The organism is Variovorax sp. V93, assembly GCF_041154485.1.
Lineage (GTDB): Bacteria > Pseudomonadota > Gammaproteobacteria > Burkholderiales > Burkholderiaceae_C > Variovorax > Variovorax beijingensis_A.
Window position 1 is genome coordinate 1,689,104 of record NZ_AP028669.1, and the last position, 18,247, is coordinate 1,707,350.

Here is an 18,247-nt window from a genome sequence, read left to right on the forward strand (position 1 = left end):
CATGCAGGAATTCAACGCTGTCCTCGATCTGCTGGCCATGCTGGCCTCGGACTTCCGCATGGGCGGGCTCTTCGTGCTGCTGGTGATGGCCGCGGTGAGCGACGTGCGCTTCTACCGCATTCCCAACTGGCTGACCTTCGGCGGCATGGTGTTCGCGATCATCTACGGCACCTTCGCGGCGCGCACGCCGATGACCGGGGTGCAGAACGCCCTGGGCGGCCTGGGCACCGGCCTCGCGATCATGCTGCCGTTCTATGTGCTGGGGATCATGGGAGCGGGCGACGTCAAGCTGATGGCGATGGTCGGCGCCTTCATCGGCCCCTACCAGACGCTGCAGGCCATTCTGTTCACCTGCATCGTCGGCGGCTTTGCAGCCGTGGCGGTGGCCATCCACCGCCGCCGCCTGGGCCACATGCTGGCCAACGTCAAGGGTGCTGCGCAGGGCATCGTCGTCTCGGGCATTGCGGGCATACGGCCGAGCGGAACGATCGACACGCGGCAATCCATTGGAAAGCTGCCTTACGGCATCTGCATTTGCGTGGGGACGATCGCACAGGTCCTGGCGCATCAGTTGGGCTTCGTCTAGCCCGTCCCGTTCTTCATTTCATCCACGGCGGAGATTCGCATGAAAAACATCAAGGCGCTCGGGCTGCTTCTGCTGGCCCTCCTGACCGGCCTGGCGGCCGCGGTCTACGCAGCGGGCTGGGTCTCCCGACAGGGCGGCATCGCATCCAACAAGGTGGTGGTGGCCGCCGTCGACATCGAGCTCGGCAGCCGGGTCAACCCCCAGATGCTGTCGCTGGTCGACTGGCCGAGCGGCTCGCTGCCGCCCGGTTCGTTCAAGGACGCCAAGTCGCTGGAGGACCGCGTGGTCAAGGTCGGCGTGCTGCGCGGCGAGGCCATCCTGGAAGGCAAGCTCGCGCCCGTCGGCACCCAGGGCGGGCTCTCGGCGGTCATTGCCAGCGGCAAGCGCGCCATGACCGTGCGGGTCAACGACGTGGTCGGCGTGGCGGGCTTCGCGCTGCCGGGCAACTACGTCGACGTGATGGTCAACGCGCAGCAGGACAAGAACCGTGGCGAGGAGAACCGCCAGATCAGCAAGACCGTGCTCGAGAAAGTGCTGGTGCTGGCGGTGGCGCAGGAAGCCAACCGTGACGACACCAAGCCGAAGGTCGTGAGCGCCGTGACGCTGGAGCTTTCGCTCGAGGACTCCGAAAAGCTTGATCTGGCACGCAGCGTGGGAACCCTCTCGCTGGTGCTGCGCAACCAGATGGACAAGACCACGGTCGCCACCGCAGGCATCACCAAGGGCCAGTTGTTCGGCGAGAAGGAAATCCTGCCGATCTCCACCACCGTGGCAGCGCGGCCGGCCCCCGCGCGCGTGCCGCGCACCGCCCCCATGGCGCAGCGGCAATCGGAGTGCGTGGAAGTGATCCAGCACGCAGCCCGCACGCTCAACTGCTTCTGATCACCCCCGCAGGAGGAACCACAAGTGCAACATCTCTCTTCTTCTTCTTCACCCGCCTGGCTGTTGGCGGCACTCATGGCGCTGGCGGCACCCGCGATGGCCGCGGACGCGGTGCCGGCGGCGGCTGCTGCTGTGGCTGCAACCCCGGCTGCAGCACCGGCTGCGCCCGCCACCCGGCGCTGCACCGCGATCATTCCGGACGACCAGCCGACCTACGCCGTGCTGGGCAAGTCGGTGGTCATTCCGCTGAAGGCACGCGTTGCGCGCATCGTGGTCAGCGGCCAGCCGCCGAGCCGCGCGCCGGCCGCCGCACCCGCAGCCGCGGGGCAGCCGGCACCGGCCCCCGCCACGGCGGCGAACGCGGGCGACGGCATCGCCGACGTCGACGTCACGCTGCTGAGCCCGACCGACCTGTTCTTCCGCGGCCGCCAGGCGGGCTCGATGAACGTCGTACTGCAAAGCGTCGACGGCACCTGCTACATCAAGGACGTGATCGTCACCATCGATCCGGGCGCGCTGCAGTCCAAGCTCGCCGAGTTGATGCCGGAGGAAAACCACATCCGCGTGCGCAGCGCCGAAAAATCGATCGTGCTCACCGGCGAGATCAGCGATGCGCTCAAGCTCGACGACGTGATGAGCCTGGCCATGGCCTACGGCGCCGACGGCAAGAAGGTGGTGAACCTGCTGCGCGTGACGGCGCCGCAGCAGGTGATGCTCGAAGTGAAGATCGCAGAGGTCAGCAAGACGCTGCTGGACCGGCTCGGTGCGCGCGTCGGCCTGAGCCGCTCGGGCAACGGGGGCCGCGACAGCTACTCGCTGATCTCCAGCTTCCTGAGCGGAGGCGGCGGCCTGCTCGAGGCGATAAGGATCGGCCGCACCTCGATCGGCATCGACGGCCAGAAGGACGACGGCCTGGTGCGCATCCTCGCGGAGCCCAACATCATGGCCATCAGCGGCCAGCAGGCAAGCTTCCTGTCGGGCGGAAAGATCTTCATCCCGGTCGCACAGAGCGCCGCCGGCGGCGGGGGAACGAACATCACGCTGGAAGAGAAGGAGTTCGGCATCGGGGTCAAGTTCACCCCGACCGTGCTCAACGGCGGACGCGTCAACCTCAAGATGGTCTCGGAGGTGTCGGACCTGTCGCAGACCGGCTCGCCCTTTACCACCGTGACTGGTGTGACCGCCGTGCTGCCCTCGCTCACGGTGCGCCGCGCAGACACCACCGTGCAGCTCAACGACGGCCAGAGCTTCGTCATCGCGGGGCTCATCAAGAGCAACGTCACGGAATCCATCAAGCGCTACCCCGGATTGGGCGAAGTGCCGGTGATGGGGGCGCTGTTCCGCAGCACCGAGTTCCAGAACGACCAGACCGAGCTGATGTTCGTGATCACGCCGCGCCTGGTTCGTCCGCTGGCCGAGGCCCCGCGTGTTCCGACCGACAACCACGTCGTTCCCAGCCGCGCGGAGGTGTACCTGAACGGCAGCCTCGAAAGCGCCACCCCGGCACCGGTTGCACCGGCCGGCCAACCCCAATGACACCCGCGAGGAGCACCACCATGTTCATCAAGTCGACCACTCTCGCGCTGACGCTGCTGCTGGCCACCGGCTGCTCCCACGTCACGCCCAACTACGACGCGCGCTTTGGCGATGCGGTGCGCGACGCGAAAAGGAAGATGACGATCAACCCCGATGCCGGCAAGGACGGGAACCCGGTTGTCGGCATGGACGGCCGCGCGGCGCGCGAGTCGATGCTGCAGTACCACGAGTCCTATAAGACGCCGCCGCCTGCGGTGAACGTCATCAACATCGGCGGAGCGATTGGTGGTGGCACCAAGTGACCGCGGCCTGCATTCCCAACCCCCTGTTCGGAAAGGAGAACACCACGATCTGCAACAACCCGATTTCTCCAACCTGTTTGATGAACCACGAAATCCATTCGTTTATTTGAACCTTGAAAGGAAAGACTCATGAACAACTTTTTCCAGGCCATTGGCCAATTCACCCGCGGTTTCCTCCGCGACGACGATGGCGCCCAGGTCATCGAGTACGCGCTGATCATCGCTGTCGTCTCGATCGCACTGGTCGTTGCGCTGAAGGCGCTTACTGCCAACGGTGGCGGCTTCTCGACCTTCATCGCAACCGTGACCAGGTGCCTCACGGGAGGGGCTTGCCCGTAAGCAGCTCGAGGGCGGGGCGGGCAGGGCGTTGTCCGCTTCCCCCGCTGTCCTTTTCAACACAGAAACGAGGTAGTCACCATGTTCAAGTCATTTCTGCAGGACGAGAGCGGCGCTCAAGTCATCGAGTACGCGCTGATCATCGCCGTCGTCTCGATCGCGCTGGTTGTTGCGCTGAGGGCGCTCACCGATAACGGTGGCAGCTTCTCGACCTTCATCGCTACTGTGGGCAGGTGCCTCACGGGAGGGGCCTGCCCGTAAGCAGCTCGAGGACTCGGCGCGGGGACGGCTTGTCCATTCCCCGCCCTCCGCCGTCCAAACGCCACCCAGCACAAAAGCGAGGTACTCATCATGTTCAGTTCATTCCTGCGGGATGAAAGCGCTGCTCAGGTGGTGGAGTACGCGCTGGTCATTGCCGTGGTCTCGATCCTGCTGATCATCACGCTGCGGCCACTGGTAACGGACACCGGCCTCAGCGATCTCGTCGATCTGGTCCGCACCTGCCTCGACGGCGTGGACTGCGGCTGAAGCGCAGGGCTTTTTCGAACCGCCACCACTGCACAGGAAGCCGATCATGCAAGTCCACACTCCCGGCCGCCGTCAGCGCGGCGCGATGATCATCACCGCCGCGCTGGTGCTGTTGTTCCTCCTCGGATTCATGGGCATCGCGCTGGACTTCGGCCACCTGTTCGTTGTCAGGACAGAGCTGCAGACCGCCGTGGACAGTTGCGCACTGGGTGCAGCGCGCGAACTCGACAAGCAGGGCACGGCGATAGATCGAGCTCGCAGCGCTGGTCAAACGGCTGGCAACGCGAACAGCGTCAACATGCAGTCGGCCACCTGGAGCGGGCAGGGCCAGCTGGTCTTTGCCGACATCACTTTTCGCGACGCTGCCTATGCCCCCACGACCGATCCCCTCGTGGCCACCTATGCACAGTGCGTGCACACCCAGCCCAACATCGTCATCTGGCTCATGAAAGCCATGGGTGCCTTCTCCGGAAATGCGGCCGACTATCCTGCGACGGGCAGCGTTGCGGCCAGCGCAGTGGCAACCCGCGCCAGCGCGCAAACGACGTGCCCCATTCCGGTCGGCATGAAACCCAAGCCGGGTGGCGTGGCGCCCAACTACGGTTTCGTCGTCGGCGAATGGGTGAAGCTGATCCAGGCGCAGAGTGGGGCTGCGGGCGGCGAAATCGGCTGGGCCAATCTCGACGGCAGCAACAGTGCCTCGGAGACCGAATCCGAAATGAACAATCACTGCGGAACGAAGGTGGGCGACACGCTCGGCACGCCCGGCGTGCAGACCTCCATTGTCGACGTCTGGAACCAGCGCTTCGGCATCTACAAGAACACCGGCGATCCGAGCACCCAGCGGCCCGACTACACCGGCTATGCCTACACCGCGCTCAACTGGCCCGCGCAGTTCAATGCCTACGACGGCAGCCCCGGTGGCGGTAGCGCCCAGAACTTCCTGATCAAGCGGGCGGCTTATGCGTCCTGCGCCGACACCGGCACGAAAGTGAACGGCGCGAACAGCTGCGAGTCGATCACCGGGCTTTCGCTCAACAGCTTTCAGAAGCTGGCAGCGCCCGGGAACGTCGCAGGCGGCCACAAGCAATATGGGCTCGATCGTCGCATCGTCACGGCGCCGATCATCGACGGCGCCGGGCATGTGATCGACTACGCCTGCCTGCTGATGCTGCAGCCGCTGAGCATTCCGATGACCGACACGTGGCTGGAATTCCGCGGCAATGCGGGCGATCCCCTTAGCCCGTGCACCACGAGCGGGCTCGCTGGCGGCGCGGCAGGCCCACTGGTTCCGGTCCTGGTGAGGTGATGCAAATGAAAAAGACATTCAACCACAGGCAGCAGCGCGGCGCGGCACTGATCGAGCTGGCGCTCATCACGCCGCTCCTGCTCCTGCTCACATTCATCACGACCGAGTTCGGCCGCGCCATGTACGAATACAACCTGGTCGTCAAGTCGACGCGCGATGCGGTTCGCTACCTGTCGGTCCAGACGCCGGGCACGCACATCGCCGAGGCGCGCAACCTCATGGTGTACGGCAACACCACCGGCACGGGCACGCCGCTCGCGCGTGGCCTGAGCCTCGCGAACGTACCCGTGGGCAGCTGCTGCACCTGGCAGACGGCGGGGGCGAACCCGCTCATCACGACCGTGACGGTGCGCATCAGCAGCTACACCTTCCATTCGCTCTTTCCGTCGGTGATGGGCGTCGTGTTTGCCGATGCGAACGGCAACATCGTCTTCAGCGACGTCACCGCCACCATGAGGGCTCCATCATGAAACGCCGAATGGCCGGTGCCACCACCGTGGAATTTGCTCTGGGCCTGCTCATCTTCCTCATGCTGCTGCTGGGCATCCTGGACTTCGCGCGCATGCTGTTCACGTGGAGCATGGCCAGCGAGGCCACGCGCGCCGGCGCGCGTTACGCGGTGGTATGCGACGACACGGGACAGCAGGCGCTGGTGCTCGCGCGCATGCAGGCATTGCTGCCGCAGATCACCGCAGTGAGCGTGGCCTGGACGCCGTCGGGCTGCACGGCTGCCACCTGCGAGGGCGTCACGGTCGGCATCACCGGGCTCAACTACCAATGGATCTCGCCCATCGTCGGGGCAACGGCGCCGCTGATCCCGATGCCGAGTTTTTCCACCTTCCTGCCGCGCGAAGTCATGCGGAAGGACCCCCACAGCCCAACCATCTGCTCGTAGAGACGAAACGGAACCCGCCATGAAGATCTCCATCATCTCCCCCAATCCAGCCCACCTGCAGGACATGCGCAAGGTGCTGGAGGCCCGCTCCCACGCGGTCTCGCTGTTCGAAGGAGGCAAGAGCCGCATGCAATGGGTCGTCGAACGGTCGGCGCCCGAACTGCTGCTGGTGGACGGCATGTGCTGCGATACCCAGGAACTGGCGATGGTGGAGCAGCTCACGATGCGCCATCCCGCAATCGCCGTGGTGCTGATGTGCGCAATGCAGACGCCCGAGTTCCTGATTCTTGCCATGCGTTCGGGCGTGCGCGAAGTGTTGCCTTCGCCGCCCGAGCCGGCGGCGCTCGAAGCGGCCGTGGAGCGCATCGCGCTCAAGATGGCCGGCACGCAGGCGCGCGAGCCGGGGCAGGTGGTCGCGTTCATGCCCTGCAAAGGCGGCAGCGGCGCCACCTTTCTCGCGACCAACATCGGGCATCAGCTCTCCATGCGGCGCTCGGTGCTGCTGATCGACCTGAACCTGCAGTTCGGCGATGCCCTTTCCTATGTGAGCGACCTGCGGCCCACCTCCACGGTGGCCGACGTGGCCCGCGACATCGGCCGGCTCGATGCCTCGCTGCTCGCTGCCAGCGTGGTGAAGGTGGCGCCGGGATTCAGCATTCTTGCCGCGCCGGAGGATCTCACGCGCGCCTTGGAGGTCAAGGCCGAGCACGTCGATGCGATCCTGCAAGTGGCTGCGGCCCAGTACGACTTCGTGCTGTTCGACCTGGGCCTGCGCATCGATCCGCTCACCATCCGCGTGCTGGACCGCGCGGACCGCATTTTCCCGGTGCTCCAGCCGAGCCTGCCGCACATCCGCAACGTGACGCGCCTCATGCAGATGTTCAAGTCGCTGGGCTATCCGGCCGGCAAGGTCGAACTGCTGGTCAACCGCAGCGCCGGCGGCGGGGAGATCGGGTTGTCCGACATGCGCCGCTCGCTGGGCGGGGCCACGCTGGTCAGCGTGCCCGACGGCGGCAAGGATGTGGACGCCTCGATCAACCGCGGCGTGCCCCTGGCGGAGATGTCGCGGGGCAGCGCGCTCTGCAAGCGGCTCGAGGAGATCTCCCACACGCTCAGTCCACGCCCGAAGGAAGCACCGGGCTTCATTGGCCGGCTCTTCCGCCGCGCCTGATGCCCGCGTTGCACTCTTACGAATCTTCTTCTTCCAACAGCAAGGCAGGTCCACATGTCATTCAGAGAACAGCTCAATGCGATCGAAGCCGAGCCGGTCGCGCGCTCGCCGGCGCTGCCCCTGGCCGATGCGCCGCTTTCATCCTTCGCTTCGGACACCTACAAGCTCCTGAAGGAGCGGATGCACCTGAAACTGCTGGACCGCTTCGACCTGGCGGTGCTCGAAACCCTGAAGCCCGAGGTGCTGCGCCACGAGATCTCCACGATGGTCACGCGGCTGCTGCAGGAAGAGCCCGAGGCGCTGAACGACATCGAGCGGCGCACGCTGATCCGCGACATCCAGCACGAAATGCTCGGCTTCGGGCCGATCGAGCTGCTCATGGCGGACCCGACGGTGTCCGACATCCTGGTCAACTCGCATGACCAGATCTATGTGGAGCGCAAGGGCCGCCTGGAGTTGACGGATGTCAGTTTCACCGACGAGAAGCACCTGCTGCGCATCATCGACAAGATCGTCTCGCTGGTGGGGCGGCGCATCGACGAATCGAGCCCCATGGTCGATGCCCGCCTGCCGGACGGGTCGCGCGTCAATGCGGTGATCGCGCCGGTGGCGCTGGATGGCCCGATGATGTCGATTCGCCGCTTCGCGAAGATCCCGCTGAGGATGGAAAACCTGGTGAATGACCTGAAGACGCTGACGCCCCAGATGGCGCTGATGCTCGAAGGCCTGGCCGGCGCAAAGATCAACATGCTCATCTCCGGCGGCACCGGCGCCGGCAAGACGACGCTGCTGAACATTCTCTCCGGCTTCATTCCCGCCACCGAACGCATCATCACCATCGAGGATGCGGCCGAGCTCCAGCTCCAGCAGCCGCACGTCGCGCGGATGGAAACCCGGCCGATGAACATCGAGGGCAAGGGCGAGATCACGCAGCGCGCGCTGGTGCGCAACGCGCTGCGCATGCGGCCCGACCGCATCGTGATCGGCGAGGTGCGTGGCGCCGAGGCGGTCGACATGCTGCAGGCGATGAACACCGGCCATGAAGGCTCGCTGACGACCATCCACGCCAACACCCCGCGCGACGCGCTGGCGCGGCTGGAGAACATGATCAGCATGGCCAACCTGAACCTTCCGCATCACTCCGTGCGCCAGCAGATCGCGTCGGCCATCACCGTCGTGATCCAGGTCCTGCGCCTGGTCGACGGCCGGCGCAAGGTCACCAGCATCCAGGAGATCACCGGCATGGAAGGCGAGGTGGTCACGATGCAGGAGATCTTCGCGTTCCGCCAGACCGGCATGGGCCCCGACGGCCTGGTGCGCGGGTATTTCCAGGCCACGGGCGTGCGGCCGAAATTCGTCGAGCGCCTGCACTCTTTCGGCGTTGTGCTGCCCGACGCCATGTTCGATCCCGACAAGCACTACGAATAGGAGGCCATCATGCTCGACAACCTGGTTGGCGACACGCTCATCACACTGTCCGTGCTGGTCTTCGTGACAGTGCTGATGGTGATCGAGGGGCTGTACATGCTGTGGCGTTCTTACAGGGGCCCCGAGGCGCAGAAGATCGGCAAGCGCCTGCAGGCGCTGTCGGCCGCCACCGACCGCATCGCGCAGGCACGGCTCGTGAAGGACCGCGTGCTCAGCGATGCGCCGTGGCTGCAGCGCGTTCTGCTGAAGCTTCCGCGAGCCCACGGCCTGGATCGCTTCATTCTTCAGGCCGGGCTGGAGTGGACGGTGTCCCACGTGCTGCTCGCCTGCGCGCTGTCCGGCATGCTTGTTTTCTTCGCGATGGTGTCGCTTGCGAACCAGCCCGCGTGGATTGCCATGCTCGCGGGCGCCGCTGGCGCGGCGGTGCCATTGCTCTACCTGAATTACCGGCGCAGCCGCCGCCTGGCCCATCTCGAAAGGCAACTGCCGGACGCGCTGGACCTGGTGACACGCGCACTGCGCGCAGGCCATTCGTTCGCCAGCAGCGTGCAGATGATCGGCGACGAGATGTCCGAGCCCATTGCGGGCGAGTTCCGCATGGTGGCTGACGAGGTCGGCTTCGGGGTCTCGCTGCAGCAGGCGCTCACGAACATGAGCGAACGCGTGCCGCTCACCGACCTGCGCTACTTCGTGGTGTCGGTGCTGATCCAGCGCGACTCCGGCGGCAACCTGACCGAGGTGCTCGGCAACTTGAGCCGGCTCATCCGCGACCGGCTCAAGCTGCTGGCGCGGGTAAGGGTGCTGTCGGCGGAAGGGCGCCTGTCGGCCTGGATCCTCGGCCTGATGCCCTTTGCGCTGGTGGCGCTCATGAACGCCTTCAATCCAGAGTTCATGTCGCCGCTGTGGACCGATCCGATCGGCATCACGGCCATCAAGTACATGCTGGGCCTGATGGTGGTCGGCGTGCTGATCCTGCGCAAGATCGTGAAGATTCGTGTCTGAAGGAGAAATGCCATGCTGTTTCCCATCCTCGTGTTCGTTACCGTGTCCCTCGCCATTGGCGGATTCGCGGTCTGGATGCTGCCCACGCGCACCGAGCAGCGCCTGCGGGCGGTGGCGCCTTCATCGGGCAAGTCGGCCTGGACCGAAACCGCCGTCAAGGTCGTTGGCCCCTTCGCCCAGCTGTCCTCGCCCACGGGCGAAGGCGAGACCTCGCCGCTGCGCCTGCGGTTCCTGAACGCGGGCATCCGCCACCCGGATGCGAGCCTGTTCTACTTCGGCCTGAAGACGCTGCTGCCCCTCGGCCTTGCCGGCCTGGTCTTTGTGACCATACGCGCGGCAGGGGCCGGCGAGGGGCTCACGACCCTGCTCTGGCTGGCGGTGGCTGCGTTGTTCGGCTGCTACCTGCCCAACATCGTGCTGCGCGTGATGATCAAGGGGCGCCAACGCGAGATCTTCGAGAATTTTCCCGATGCCGCCGACCTGATGCTGGTGTGCGTCGAGGCGGGCCTCGGGCTCGATGCCGCCCTGGTCAAGGTGACCGAGGAAATCCGCGTCAAGAGCACGGCCCTGGCGCAGGAACTGCATTGGACCAACCTCGAGATGCGCGCGGGCGGCACACGCGAGAAGTCGCTGCACAACCTTGCGCTGCGCACCGGCGTGGAGGAAATCGGGACCTTCGCCACCATGCTGGCCCAGGCCGACCGGTTTGGCACCAGCATCGGCGAATCGCTGCGCGTGTTTTCGGACGACCTGCGCCACAAGCGCCAGGTTCGCGCGGAAGAGCTTGCCGCCAAGGTGCCGACCAAGATGCTGCTGCCGCTGGTGCTGTGCATCTTTCCGTGCATCTCGATGGTCATCCTCACGCCGGCGGCCATCCGCATGGTCCGCATCATCGGGCCGATGCTCGGCGGCGGGCAGTGAGCCCGGGTGCCCGCGCTCAGTTGAGCGCGGCGTCGAGCTGGTGCTTGATGGCGTAGATATACAACTCGAGCCGGTTCGCCACGTCGAGCTTCTGGTAGACCGACGTGAGGTGATGCTCGATGCCGCCTTGGTCAAGGTCACCGAAGAGATCCGCGTCAAGAGCGAGGCCCTGGCGCTGGAGCTGCACTGGACCAATCTGGAGATGCGCGCAGGCGGCACGCGCGAGAAGTCGCTGCGCAACCTTGCGCTGCGCACCGGCGTGGAGGAGATCGGGACCTTCGCGACCATGCTGACCCAGGCCGACGGCACCAGCATCGGCGAATCGCTGCGCGTTTTTTCTGAGGACTTGCGTCACAAGCGCCAGGTTCGCGCGGAAGAACTGGCCGCCAAGGTGCCGACCAAGATGCTGCTGCCGCTGGTGCTGTGCATCTTTCCATGCATCTCGATGGTCATCCTGACGCCGGCGGCCATCCGCGTGATCCGCATCATCGCGCCGATGCTCAGCGGCGGGCTGTGAGCCCTGGAGCGCCGCCCGCATTCGATGCATTCAATGGGGCGCGGCGTCGAGCTGGTGCTTGATGGCGTAGATGTACAGCTCCAGCCGGTTCGCCACGTCGAGCTTCTGGTAGATCGACGTGAGGTGGTTGCGGAAGGTGTGCTCGGTCACGAACAGCCGCGAGGCGAGCGTCTTGTTCGCGGCGCCGCTGCCTTCCACCACGGCGCGGATGATCTGCCGCTCCTTCTGCGTGAGGCTCGCGATCCTGGCCGCTTCGGGGTCGGCCTTCACCGGCTTCTTCGGTGCGGTCAGTTCGGAGAACACGCGGCCCATGGCCTGCGCGTCGATGCACAGCTCGCCGTTGTGCACGCGCGCGATCGCATCGAGCACCTCTTCGGCCGAAGCGTCCTTGCACAGCACGCCCCTGGCGCCGCGCAGCACGGCAAGGTCCAGCGTCTGCTGCTTGCGCTCGGCCGTGAGGATGAGCGCGCGCGAGACGTCGTTCGACAGCAGCTTGGGAAGGATGTCGAGGGAGCATCGGCCCCCCAGGTCCAGATCGAGCAGGATGACGTCGGGCACCACGTGCTCGGTCTGTTCCAGCGCCTGCTCGAAGCAGTTGGCGGTGGCGACAACCTTCATGCGCGGCTGCTCGCCGTCGATCAGCTTCGACAGGCCCCACAGCATGGTCTGGTGGTCGTCCACGAGCATGACGCCGATGGGGTGCGTTGTTGTGGCTTGCATGTTGACACCTTCGCCTTCCTAGATGGGTATTTCGATCAGTACGGCCGTGGCGCCGCCCGCGCCTTGGCCGACTTGCGCATGCCCGCCGAGGGCGGCTGCGCGTTCGCTGATGGAACGTGGGCGGAAGTCCGAGAAGTCCATGCCGCAGGACTCGTTTTCGATCCTGATCTGCAGCTTGCCGTCCGTGCAGCCGATGCGGATGCAGCCGCGGTGCGCATGGGTGTGCTTGCAGATGTTGTTCAGTCCCTCGCGCACCAGCTGCAGCACTTCGGCCGTCATCCGGTCGTCCAGGTGGACGTCGCCATCGACCAGGATCTCGATGTCGATGCCGTAGAGCGTCTTGATGCGCGCGGCCTGGCGGTGCAGGTGCGGAAGAATGAACTCGCAGTGGCTTTCTCCGCCATGCTTGACGATGCCCGCATAGTGGCGCAGGTCGGCCACCACGCCCTCGGCCATGCTGGCGAGCTTGTCCAGGTCTTCGACCAGCGGGTTGTCGGCGCCCGCCTTCTTGCGCAGCGCGCTCAGTCCCAGCTTCAGGCCGATGTAGGGCTGGATCGCCGTGTCGTGCAGGTCCAGCGAGATCTTCAGGCGCTCCTTCGAGGCGGCCTCCGAGGCCATCCGGTCGAGCACCCCGATCGTCTCGATCACCGGAAAGACCTGGCTCATCATGTGCGAAAGGAACAGCGCGTCGGACTTGCGGAACAGCCCTTCGTTCGTCGACACGTAGATGCGTCCCTCTCCCTGGCGCATCGGCAGCGGTGCGCTGATGAAGGAGCGCGCCTCCAGCATGGCGGCAACCGCAGCGCTGCGCCGAAGGCCCGGCTCGTCTTGCGGGTACCAGCGGCGCAGGCGCAGGTCGAAGGCATGGCCCTGCACGCACAGCCGGCTCAGCGGCCACGGCAGGCGGTTGCGCAGCACGATGTGGCCGGGGTTCAGCGCCATCAGCGGCAATTCGAAAGCCTGGTCGATGGTCTCGACGTCGACCGCCTCGCCCGCGTGGCTTTGCCTGAGCGTGCGCATGACCCAGCAGCCATTGGCCGTGTCGCGCGTCAGGAGCACGCAGTGGCTTGCCTTGTAGAAGGCCAGCGTCTTCTCCAGGGTGCTGGCGATGGTGCGGGCCACGCCGAAGCGGGGGTTCGACAGCCGGCTCACCTGGCTCAGGAGGGACAGGCGCCGCCGCAGTTCGACCTTCGAGCCGCCCCAGTGCCCGATCATGTGGCCCAGTGCCAGCAGGAAGGTGGTGCGCATCAGCAGCTGCGGCGTGTCGTTCGCGAGGTTCGTTCCCAGGCCGCAGACGGCAAAAGAGGCTACCGAGGCCATGGTGACCCGGGCGCCTTCCTCGTATCCCCACCTGAAGGACGAGGTGAGGATGGCAAAGAAATAGAAGAGGAAATACAGGCTGCCACTGCCGCCGCTCGCGAAGACGATGAGCGTGAACCACAGCACGTCGAACCAATGGATGGCCTTGCCCTGGAAGTAGGGCTGGCCCTTTCGCGTGCAGATGTACACGCCGAGGCTGTAGAGCGCGTAGCAGGAGAACGTGAGCCAGACGGCGCTGCCTACGCGCAGTTGCGGATCGCGAAGGTCAACCGCAACCGCCAGCAGCGCCGACACCGACAGCACCAGCCGCATCCGCGACACCATGAGCGCATCGGCGGTGAGGCTGGAGTCGGTCCCGTAATCGGGGTCGATGGAATGGGCTTGCATGGCGCTTTTTTTTCAAGTGCATAGAGCGGCTCATGCCCTGCCAGCCAACCACGACAAGGCGCCCATGCCCCTGGGAAGGAAGCTCTGTGACGTAACACCTTGGTTCACTTTTGCGCCAAAATTAATATCTGCGAGGATTTCACATTACTACTTTTGTAGTCGAAAGCAATACTTTTTGTTTAACCCCGACCGCAATGTGTACTTTTGTTGCCGAATGATGCAAATTGCGGCCGCCGGCCAGCAGATGTATCGGCGCCCAAGGGAGTGCCCATCGGCCGGGCAAAGAAAAAGGGCTCGGAAAGATCCGAGCCCTTCTGATGGGATGGTGGAGAGGAGGAGGATCGAACTCCCGACCTCCGCATTGCGAATGCAAAAACATCTCAAGCATTCATAGGCGATTCGGCCGAAGAATCGAATATTTGCCACAATACTGCCACACTCAGCTAGAAAAGCAGCTCGATGGCAACCTTCCGCAAGCGCGGTCCTTACCAATGGGAAGCGCAGATTCGACGCCGCGGCTACCCGGCGCAAAGCAAGACGTTTGAAACCAAGGCCGAGGCAGAGGCCTGGGCCAACATGATCGAGTCCGAGATGGCGCGCGGCGTGTGGGTGAGCCGTGGCGAAGCGGAGGCAACGACGCTTCATGAGGCGTTGACCCGGTATGAAACCGAAATCGTGCCGGCGAAGAAGGGCGCGGCGCAAGAAGAGTCGGTACTACGGATCTGCAAGGCGACTGACCTGGCCAAACGACCGCTGGCCACGATCCGCAGCGCGGATGTGGCGAAGCTCCGCGACGAATGGCTAGCAGATTGCAAGCCTGCGACCGTGCTACGCAGGCTGGCGGTCTTGTCGCACGTGTTCAGCATCGCTCGCAAGGAGTGGGGCATGGAAAGCCTCTCGAACCCTGTTGAGCTTGTGCGCAAGCCGCAGCCGAACAACGCGCGCACTCGGCGTGTGATTGACGACGTGTCGGCTGAAGACGGCGATGACTCGGACCGTGGCGCACTGGAAGGCGAGCTTGATCGGCTGGTGGCGGCCAGCGGCTCGGCGCTGCTGCCATCCATCATTTGGCTGGCCGTTGAGACCGCGATGCGCCGAGGAGAGATCATCGCATTGCGCTGGGAGCATGTGGACTTGAAACGTCGGGTCGCTCATCTGCCGGCGACGAAGAACGGTACTGCCCGCGATGTGCCTCTATCCACCCGAGCCGTGGAAGTGCTTCAGGCATTGAAGGATGCCCGTGATGCCCTCGAAAAGGGCGATGACTGCGATGAGAGAGCTGGCTCGGCCGAGAAGACTGATGGAGCCGACGAAGAGGTTGAAACTTCTCGGGTGTTCGGAATTCGCAGCGATGCTGTCACCAGGGCCTTCGTGCGCGCGGTAGCTCGCGCACGAAAGCTCTACGTCAAGGAGTGCAAGAACGCGCGGAAGCATCCGGACGAAAGGCTCCTCGTCGACCTACGATTCCATGATTTGCGGCACGAAGCCACTTCTCGCCTCGCCTCCGTTTTTCCGTTGCATGAGCTGACGAAAATTACCGGCCACAAGGATCCGCGCATGTTGATGCGGTACTACCACCCACGTGCCGAAGATCTGGCCAAACGGCTGGCGTGAAGAGGGGGTGACTCAAACGCTGCGCCGCAGGATTGTTGGCGGTCCAGAACCCCGACCGGCTTCCCTTGAGGGTGCATGCGTGTTAGGCTTGATTTTGTCACAAAATCATGAGAGCACAGTCATCACCAAAGCCTCGGCACGGCGGGACCCGCCAGGGTGCTGGGCGCAAGGCTGCCTACGGAGAGCCCACCAAGACGGTTCGAGTGCCACAGAGCTATGTTCCTATAGTCGCTCAGTATCTAGACGCGCTGAAGCGCTCGAACGCGGACGAACGCATGCGCCCGGTTGCAGCCCTACGACCGCCTACTGTGGTGCCTGTGCTCGGGCGCCGCGTCCGCGCCGGTAAGCCCACATCGGGCGACGACTATCAAGAAGAGGCCGTGGACCTCGGGCGGCACCTGGTACGTGATTCCAGCAGTACTTTTGTCATGAAGGTCGATGGCTGGTCCATGCGCGACGCCGGCATTGCTGATGGCGATGAGTTGATCATCGATTGCGGCTTGACTCCGGAGGATGGACGCATCGTCGTGGCTGAAATTGATGGCGAGCTCACCGTCAAACGCTTGAGGCGAACAACCACTGGCTGGCTGCTTCAAGCGAGCAACCCTGATTTTGCCGATGTGCAGATCGCAGAGAAGAACGATCTGCACATTTGGGGCGTCGTGACCCGCTTGCTTCGTGCGGTGTAGAGACGCCTGCACAAATAATTGAAGAGTTAGGAGAATCTCATGTCCCAATCCAGCCGAATCGAATGGACCGAGGCAACTTGGAATCCGACCGTGGGTTGCACGAAAATTTCGCCAGGCTGCAAGAACTGCTACGCGGAGTCGATGGCCAAGCGCCTTAAGGCGATGGGCACACCCGGCTATGAGAACGGATTCAAGCTGACGATTCTTCCGGATCGCCTGTCGGAGCCGCTAATGCGGAAGAAGCCGACGGTGTACTTCGTGAACTCGATGTCAGACCTTTTCCACAAAGGGGTGGATGAAAGTTACATCGCGCAGGTCTTCGACGTGATCCGGCAGTGCCCGCAGCACACCTTCCAGGTTCTGACCAAGCGCGCTGATCGCATGGCTTCTTTCTTTCGAAGCCATGAGGTTCCGACCAACGCCTGGATGGGCGTTTCCGTCGAAGACAAAAAGTATGGTGTCCCTCGCATCGAGGGCCTGCGCCAGGTCGATGCTCGTATCCGTTTTCTATCGGTTGAACCGCTGCTCGAAAATGTTGGTGATCTTGATCTGACGGACATTCATTGGGTGATCGTTGGCGGTGAGTCTGGACCGAAGGCCCGTCCAATGAAGCTGGAATGGGTTGAGAATATCCGTCAGCAATGTGAGGACCAGGGAGTGCAATTCTTCTTCAAGCAATGGGGCGGTTGGGGGGCCGACGGCAAACGTCGGTCCAAGAAGGCCAACGGGCGTTTGCTTGCAGGCAGGACTTGGGACGACATGCCGGCACTGTCCGCCCACATCTGAAGGAACGCATGACGCTGAAACAGTACAACTGGAAAGACGGCCCCGATCTCATTCAGCAGCACAGCGTCGCAAAGCACCGTATCCTTGAAGCGTACCTTGCCGCTTACTTCAGAACACTGGTCAGCTCACCCAACCAGGAGGTTCTAAAGTTGACCCTCGTGGATGGATTTGCCGGTGGTGGCCTGTACGTCCACAACGACACGCGAGAGCTGGTCAAAGGTTCGCCGTTCATCTTCCTGGACGCGACGCGTGAGGCCGAATACCTGATCAACAAGGACCGTCGCAAGCCGGTTCAGTTTCAGGTCGACTACTTTTTCACCGAGGCAGACCGTCACGCCCATCTTCATCTCGACAAGATCCTGCGCGAGAAGGGCTATGGCGACCGCATCGGCAATGGCATCTACCTCCAGCACGCCAAGTTCCAGGACCAAGCCGACTCAATCATCGAATTTGTCAAGAAGAAGAGCCCGAAGAACGGCCGCTCCATCTTCGCGCTCGACCAATATGGCTACAGGGAGGTGCCCGCGCATCTCATGCGCAAGATTTTCGACGCGCTGCCAAGCGCTGAAGTCATCCTGACCTTCGGTGTTGACTCGTTTGTCAACTTCGCAAATGACGGCGATCGGGGGAAGGATTTGCTCGATGGGCTTGGCATCCCCGACATCTTCGGCGGCCGATCGATTGAAGAAATCAAGTCGTCCGAGCGCGATTGGCGCCTCTTCATCCAGAGCACCCTGTACCGCAAGCTGGTCGAGAACTGTGGTGCCCGGCACTTCACGCCATTCTTCATCCGCAACCGCAGTGGTCACGGCGATTACTGGTTGATTCACCTGTCGCAACACCACCGTGCACGGGACGTCATGACCGAAGTCCATTGGGCGAATAACAACTACTTCATCCATTACGGCGGCGCTGGCCTCGACATGTTTCAGATGGTCGGCTACGACCCGGTTCATGATGCGGCCCACCGGGGACAGTCCGCGCTGGGATTTGAGTTCGATGATGTTGCGCGGCACGCGAGCATCGCAGCGCTCAACGAGCACATCCCCCGTAGGGTCTACTCCGACGACACGGGCATCAGCTTCGGAGAGCTGTTCGCGACTACGTGCAACAGTTCACCGGCTTCAGCGCAAATCTATCGAGAGTCGATCGGTAAGCTGCTTGACGAGCGAGTCATCGAAGTCGTCAGTGCCGATGGTTTGAGGCGCCGTTCGGCCGCACAGATCAAGGCAACCGATCAGATCATGCCGCCCCGGCAGCGTCCGCTGCTCTTGAACTAACCACGACAATAGCGAAAGAACATCGCCCGCAATTGCCT

20 protein-coding genes and 1 pseudogene are annotated in these 18,247 nt (G+C 63.8%); 19 read left to right on the forward strand and 2 right to left on the reverse strand.

Annotated features, from left to right (window positions below; translation table 11 throughout):
* The first annotated feature begins 1 nt into the window (after window position 1).
* From ACAM54_RS07940 to ACAM54_RS08010, 15 genes and pseudogenes are all read left to right on the forward strand, one after another.
* Window positions 2–586: a prepilin peptidase gene (locus ACAM54_RS07940; protein WP_369650367.1), complete on the forward strand. Its 585-nt coding sequence runs from the start codon at window positions 2–4 to the stop codon at window positions 584–586.
* A gap of 39 nt (window positions 587–625) precedes the next feature.
* Window positions 626–1,468, forward strand: coding sequence for a Flp pilus assembly protein CpaB (gene cpaB / locus ACAM54_RS07945; RefSeq protein ID WP_145741624.1), 843 nt, complete (start codon window positions 626–628; stop codon window positions 1,466–1,468).
* Between the two features lie 24 nt (window positions 1,469–1,492).
* A complete protein-coding gene (locus ACAM54_RS07950; RefSeq protein WP_369650368.1) occupies window positions 1,493–3,004 on the forward strand; it encodes a type II and III secretion system protein family protein in 1,512 nt (503 codons plus the stop codon).
* Between the two features lie 20 nt (window positions 3,005–3,024).
* On the forward strand, window positions 3,025–3,306 hold the full coding sequence (locus ACAM54_RS07955) for a hypothetical protein (RefSeq protein WP_369650369.1): 282 nt from the start codon (window positions 3,025–3,027) through the stop codon (window positions 3,304–3,306).
* A 129-nt stretch (window positions 3,307–3,435) separates the two neighbouring features.
* Entirely contained in the window at window positions 3,436–3,645 is a 210-nt protein-coding gene (locus ACAM54_RS07960; RefSeq protein ID WP_145741630.1) for a Flp family type IVb pilin, read from the forward strand.
* 78 nt (window positions 3,646–3,723) lie between these two features.
* The gene (locus ACAM54_RS07965; RefSeq protein WP_145741632.1) at window positions 3,724–3,903 is read left to right on the forward strand and encodes a Flp family type IVb pilin; all 180 of its coding nucleotides are present in this window, start codon (window positions 3,724–3,726) and stop codon (window positions 3,901–3,903) included.
* Window positions 3,904–3,993: 90 nt separating this feature from the next.
* Window positions 3,994–4,170, forward strand: coding sequence for a Flp family type IVb pilin (locus tag ACAM54_RS07970; protein ID WP_145741633.1), 177 nt, complete (start codon window positions 3,994–3,996; stop codon window positions 4,168–4,170).
* 46 nt (window positions 4,171–4,216) lie between these two features.
* On the forward strand, window positions 4,217–5,479 hold the full coding sequence (locus tag ACAM54_RS07975) for a pilus assembly protein TadG-related protein (RefSeq protein WP_369650370.1): 1,263 nt from the start codon (window positions 4,217–4,219) through the stop codon (window positions 5,477–5,479).
* 5 nt (window positions 5,480–5,484) lie between these two features.
* Window positions 5,485–5,949 (forward strand): TadE/TadG family type IV pilus assembly protein, encoded by a 465-nt coding sequence (locus ACAM54_RS07980; RefSeq protein WP_369650371.1) that lies wholly within the window; start codon window positions 5,485–5,487, stop codon window positions 5,947–5,949.
* Window positions 5,946–6,374: a TadE/TadG family type IV pilus assembly protein gene (locus tag ACAM54_RS07985; protein WP_369650372.1), complete on the forward strand. Its 429-nt coding sequence runs from the start codon at window positions 5,946–5,948 to the stop codon at window positions 6,372–6,374. The genes ACAM54_RS07980 and ACAM54_RS07985 overlap by 4 nt, the downstream gene beginning before the upstream one ends.
* Window positions 6,375–6,393: 19 nt before the next feature.
* Complete coding sequence (locus ACAM54_RS07990; protein ID WP_369650373.1) at window positions 6,394–7,545, forward strand: CpaE family protein; 1,152 nt, start codon at window positions 6,394–6,396, stop codon at window positions 7,543–7,545.
* A 54-nt stretch (window positions 7,546–7,599) separates the two neighbouring features.
* Window positions 7,600–8,973 (forward strand): CpaF family protein, encoded by a 1,374-nt coding sequence (locus tag ACAM54_RS07995; RefSeq protein WP_369650374.1) that lies wholly within the window; start codon window positions 7,600–7,602, stop codon window positions 8,971–8,973.
* A gap of 9 nt (window positions 8,974–8,982) precedes the next feature.
* Window positions 8,983–9,975, forward strand: coding sequence for a type II secretion system F family protein (locus ACAM54_RS08000; RefSeq protein WP_145741645.1), 993 nt, complete (start codon window positions 8,983–8,985; stop codon window positions 9,973–9,975).
* Between the two features lie 12 nt (window positions 9,976–9,987).
* Entirely contained in the window at window positions 9,988–10,896 is a 909-nt protein-coding gene (locus tag ACAM54_RS08005) for a type II secretion system F family protein (protein WP_145741647.1), read from the forward strand.
* A gap of 115 nt (window positions 10,897–11,011) precedes the next feature.
* Window positions 11,012–11,413, forward strand: a pseudogene (locus tag ACAM54_RS08010) (type II secretion system F family protein); the annotation flags it as partial.
* A gap of 30 nt (window positions 11,414–11,443) precedes the next feature.
* Here ACAM54_RS08010 and ACAM54_RS08015 read toward each other — a convergent pair.
* Both ACAM54_RS08015 and ACAM54_RS08020 read right to left on the reverse strand, forming a co-directional pair.
* Window positions 11,444–12,133: a response regulator gene (locus ACAM54_RS08015; protein WP_369650375.1), complete on the reverse strand. Its 690-nt coding sequence runs from the start codon at window positions 12,131–12,133 to the stop codon at window positions 11,444–11,446.
* An 18-nt stretch (window positions 12,134–12,151) separates the two neighbouring features.
* Window positions 12,152–13,840, reverse strand: a complete 1,689-nt coding sequence (locus tag ACAM54_RS08020; RefSeq protein WP_369650376.1) for a sensor histidine kinase — start codon at window positions 13,838–13,840, stop codon at window positions 12,152–12,154.
* 459 nt (window positions 13,841–14,299) lie between these two features.
* On the opposite strand from ACAM54_RS08020, the gene ACAM54_RS08025 reads away from it, so the two are divergent.
* The 4 genes from ACAM54_RS08025 (at window position 14,300) to ACAM54_RS08040 (ending at window position 18,209) form a co-directional block, all read left to right on the forward strand.
* The gene (locus tag ACAM54_RS08025; protein WP_369650377.1) at window positions 14,300–15,454 is read left to right on the forward strand and encodes a site-specific integrase; all 1,155 of its coding nucleotides are present in this window, start codon (window positions 14,300–14,302) and stop codon (window positions 15,452–15,454) included.
* 275 nt (window positions 15,455–15,729) lie between these two features.
* Entirely contained in the window at window positions 15,730–16,143 is a 414-nt protein-coding gene (locus ACAM54_RS08030) for a LexA family protein (RefSeq protein WP_369650378.1), read from the forward strand.
* A gap of 39 nt (window positions 16,144–16,182) precedes the next feature.
* Window positions 16,183–16,929: a DUF5131 family protein gene (locus ACAM54_RS08035; protein WP_369650379.1), complete on the forward strand. Its 747-nt coding sequence runs from the start codon at window positions 16,183–16,185 to the stop codon at window positions 16,927–16,929.
* Window positions 16,930–16,937: 8 nt separating this feature from the next.
* A complete protein-coding gene (locus tag ACAM54_RS08040; protein WP_369650380.1) occupies window positions 16,938–18,209 on the forward strand; it encodes a three-Cys-motif partner protein TcmP in 1,272 nt (423 codons plus the stop codon).
* Window positions 18,210–18,247: the final 38 nt, after the last annotated feature.

Bases quoted from the DNA above. Each gene is read 5' to 3' on its own strand.
- ACAM54_RS07940 (WP_369650367.1), top strand. From the start codon at position 2: ATGCAGGAATTCAACGCTGTCCTCGATCTGCTGGCCATGCTGGCCTCG.
- cpaB (WP_145741624.1), top strand. From the start codon at position 626: ATGAAAAACATCAAGGCGCTCGGGCTGCTTCTGCTGGCCCTCCTGACC.
- ACAM54_RS07955 (WP_369650369.1), top strand. From the start codon at position 3,025: ATGTTCATCAAGTCGACCACTCTCGCGCTGACGCTGCTGCTGGCCACC.
- ACAM54_RS07960 (WP_145741630.1), top strand. From the start codon at position 3,436: ATGAACAACTTTTTCCAGGCCATTGGCCAATTCACCCGCGGTTTCCTC.
- ACAM54_RS07965 (WP_145741632.1), top strand. From the start codon at position 3,724: ATGTTCAAGTCATTTCTGCAGGACGAGAGCGGCGCTCAAGTCATCGAG.
- ACAM54_RS07970 (WP_145741633.1), top strand. From the start codon at position 3,994: ATGTTCAGTTCATTCCTGCGGGATGAAAGCGCTGCTCAGGTGGTGGAG.
- ACAM54_RS07975 (WP_369650370.1), top strand. From the start codon at position 4,217: ATGCAAGTCCACACTCCCGGCCGCCGTCAGCGCGGCGCGATGATCATC.
- ACAM54_RS07980 (WP_369650371.1), top strand. From the start codon at position 5,485: ATGAAAAAGACATTCAACCACAGGCAGCAGCGCGGCGCGGCACTGATC.
- ACAM54_RS07985 (WP_369650372.1), top strand. From the start codon at position 5,946: ATGAAACGCCGAATGGCCGGTGCCACCACCGTGGAATTTGCTCTGGGC.
- ACAM54_RS07990 (WP_369650373.1), top strand. From the start codon at position 6,394: ATGAAGATCTCCATCATCTCCCCCAATCCAGCCCACCTGCAGGACATG.
- ACAM54_RS07995 (WP_369650374.1), top strand. From the start codon at position 7,600: ATGTCATTCAGAGAACAGCTCAATGCGATCGAAGCCGAGCCGGTCGCG.
- ACAM54_RS08000 (WP_145741645.1), top strand. From the start codon at position 8,983: ATGCTCGACAACCTGGTTGGCGACACGCTCATCACACTGTCCGTGCTG.
- ACAM54_RS08005 (WP_145741647.1), top strand. From the start codon at position 9,988: ATGCTGTTTCCCATCCTCGTGTTCGTTACCGTGTCCCTCGCCATTGGC.
- ACAM54_RS08015 (WP_369650375.1), bottom strand. From the start codon at position 12,133: ATGCAAGCCACAACAACGCACCCCATCGGCGTCATGCTCGTGGACGAC.
- ACAM54_RS08020 (WP_369650376.1), bottom strand. From the start codon at position 13,840: ATGCAAGCCCATTCCATCGACCCCGATTACGGGACCGACTCCAGCCTC.
- ACAM54_RS08025 (WP_369650377.1), top strand. From the start codon at position 14,300: ATGGCAACCTTCCGCAAGCGCGGTCCTTACCAATGGGAAGCGCAGATT.
- ACAM54_RS08030 (WP_369650378.1), top strand. From the start codon at position 15,730: ATGCGCCCGGTTGCAGCCCTACGACCGCCTACTGTGGTGCCTGTGCTC.
- ACAM54_RS08035 (WP_369650379.1), top strand. From the start codon at position 16,183: ATGTCCCAATCCAGCCGAATCGAATGGACCGAGGCAACTTGGAATCCG.
- ACAM54_RS08040 (WP_369650380.1), top strand. From the start codon at position 16,938: ATGACGCTGAAACAGTACAACTGGAAAGACGGCCCCGATCTCATTCAG.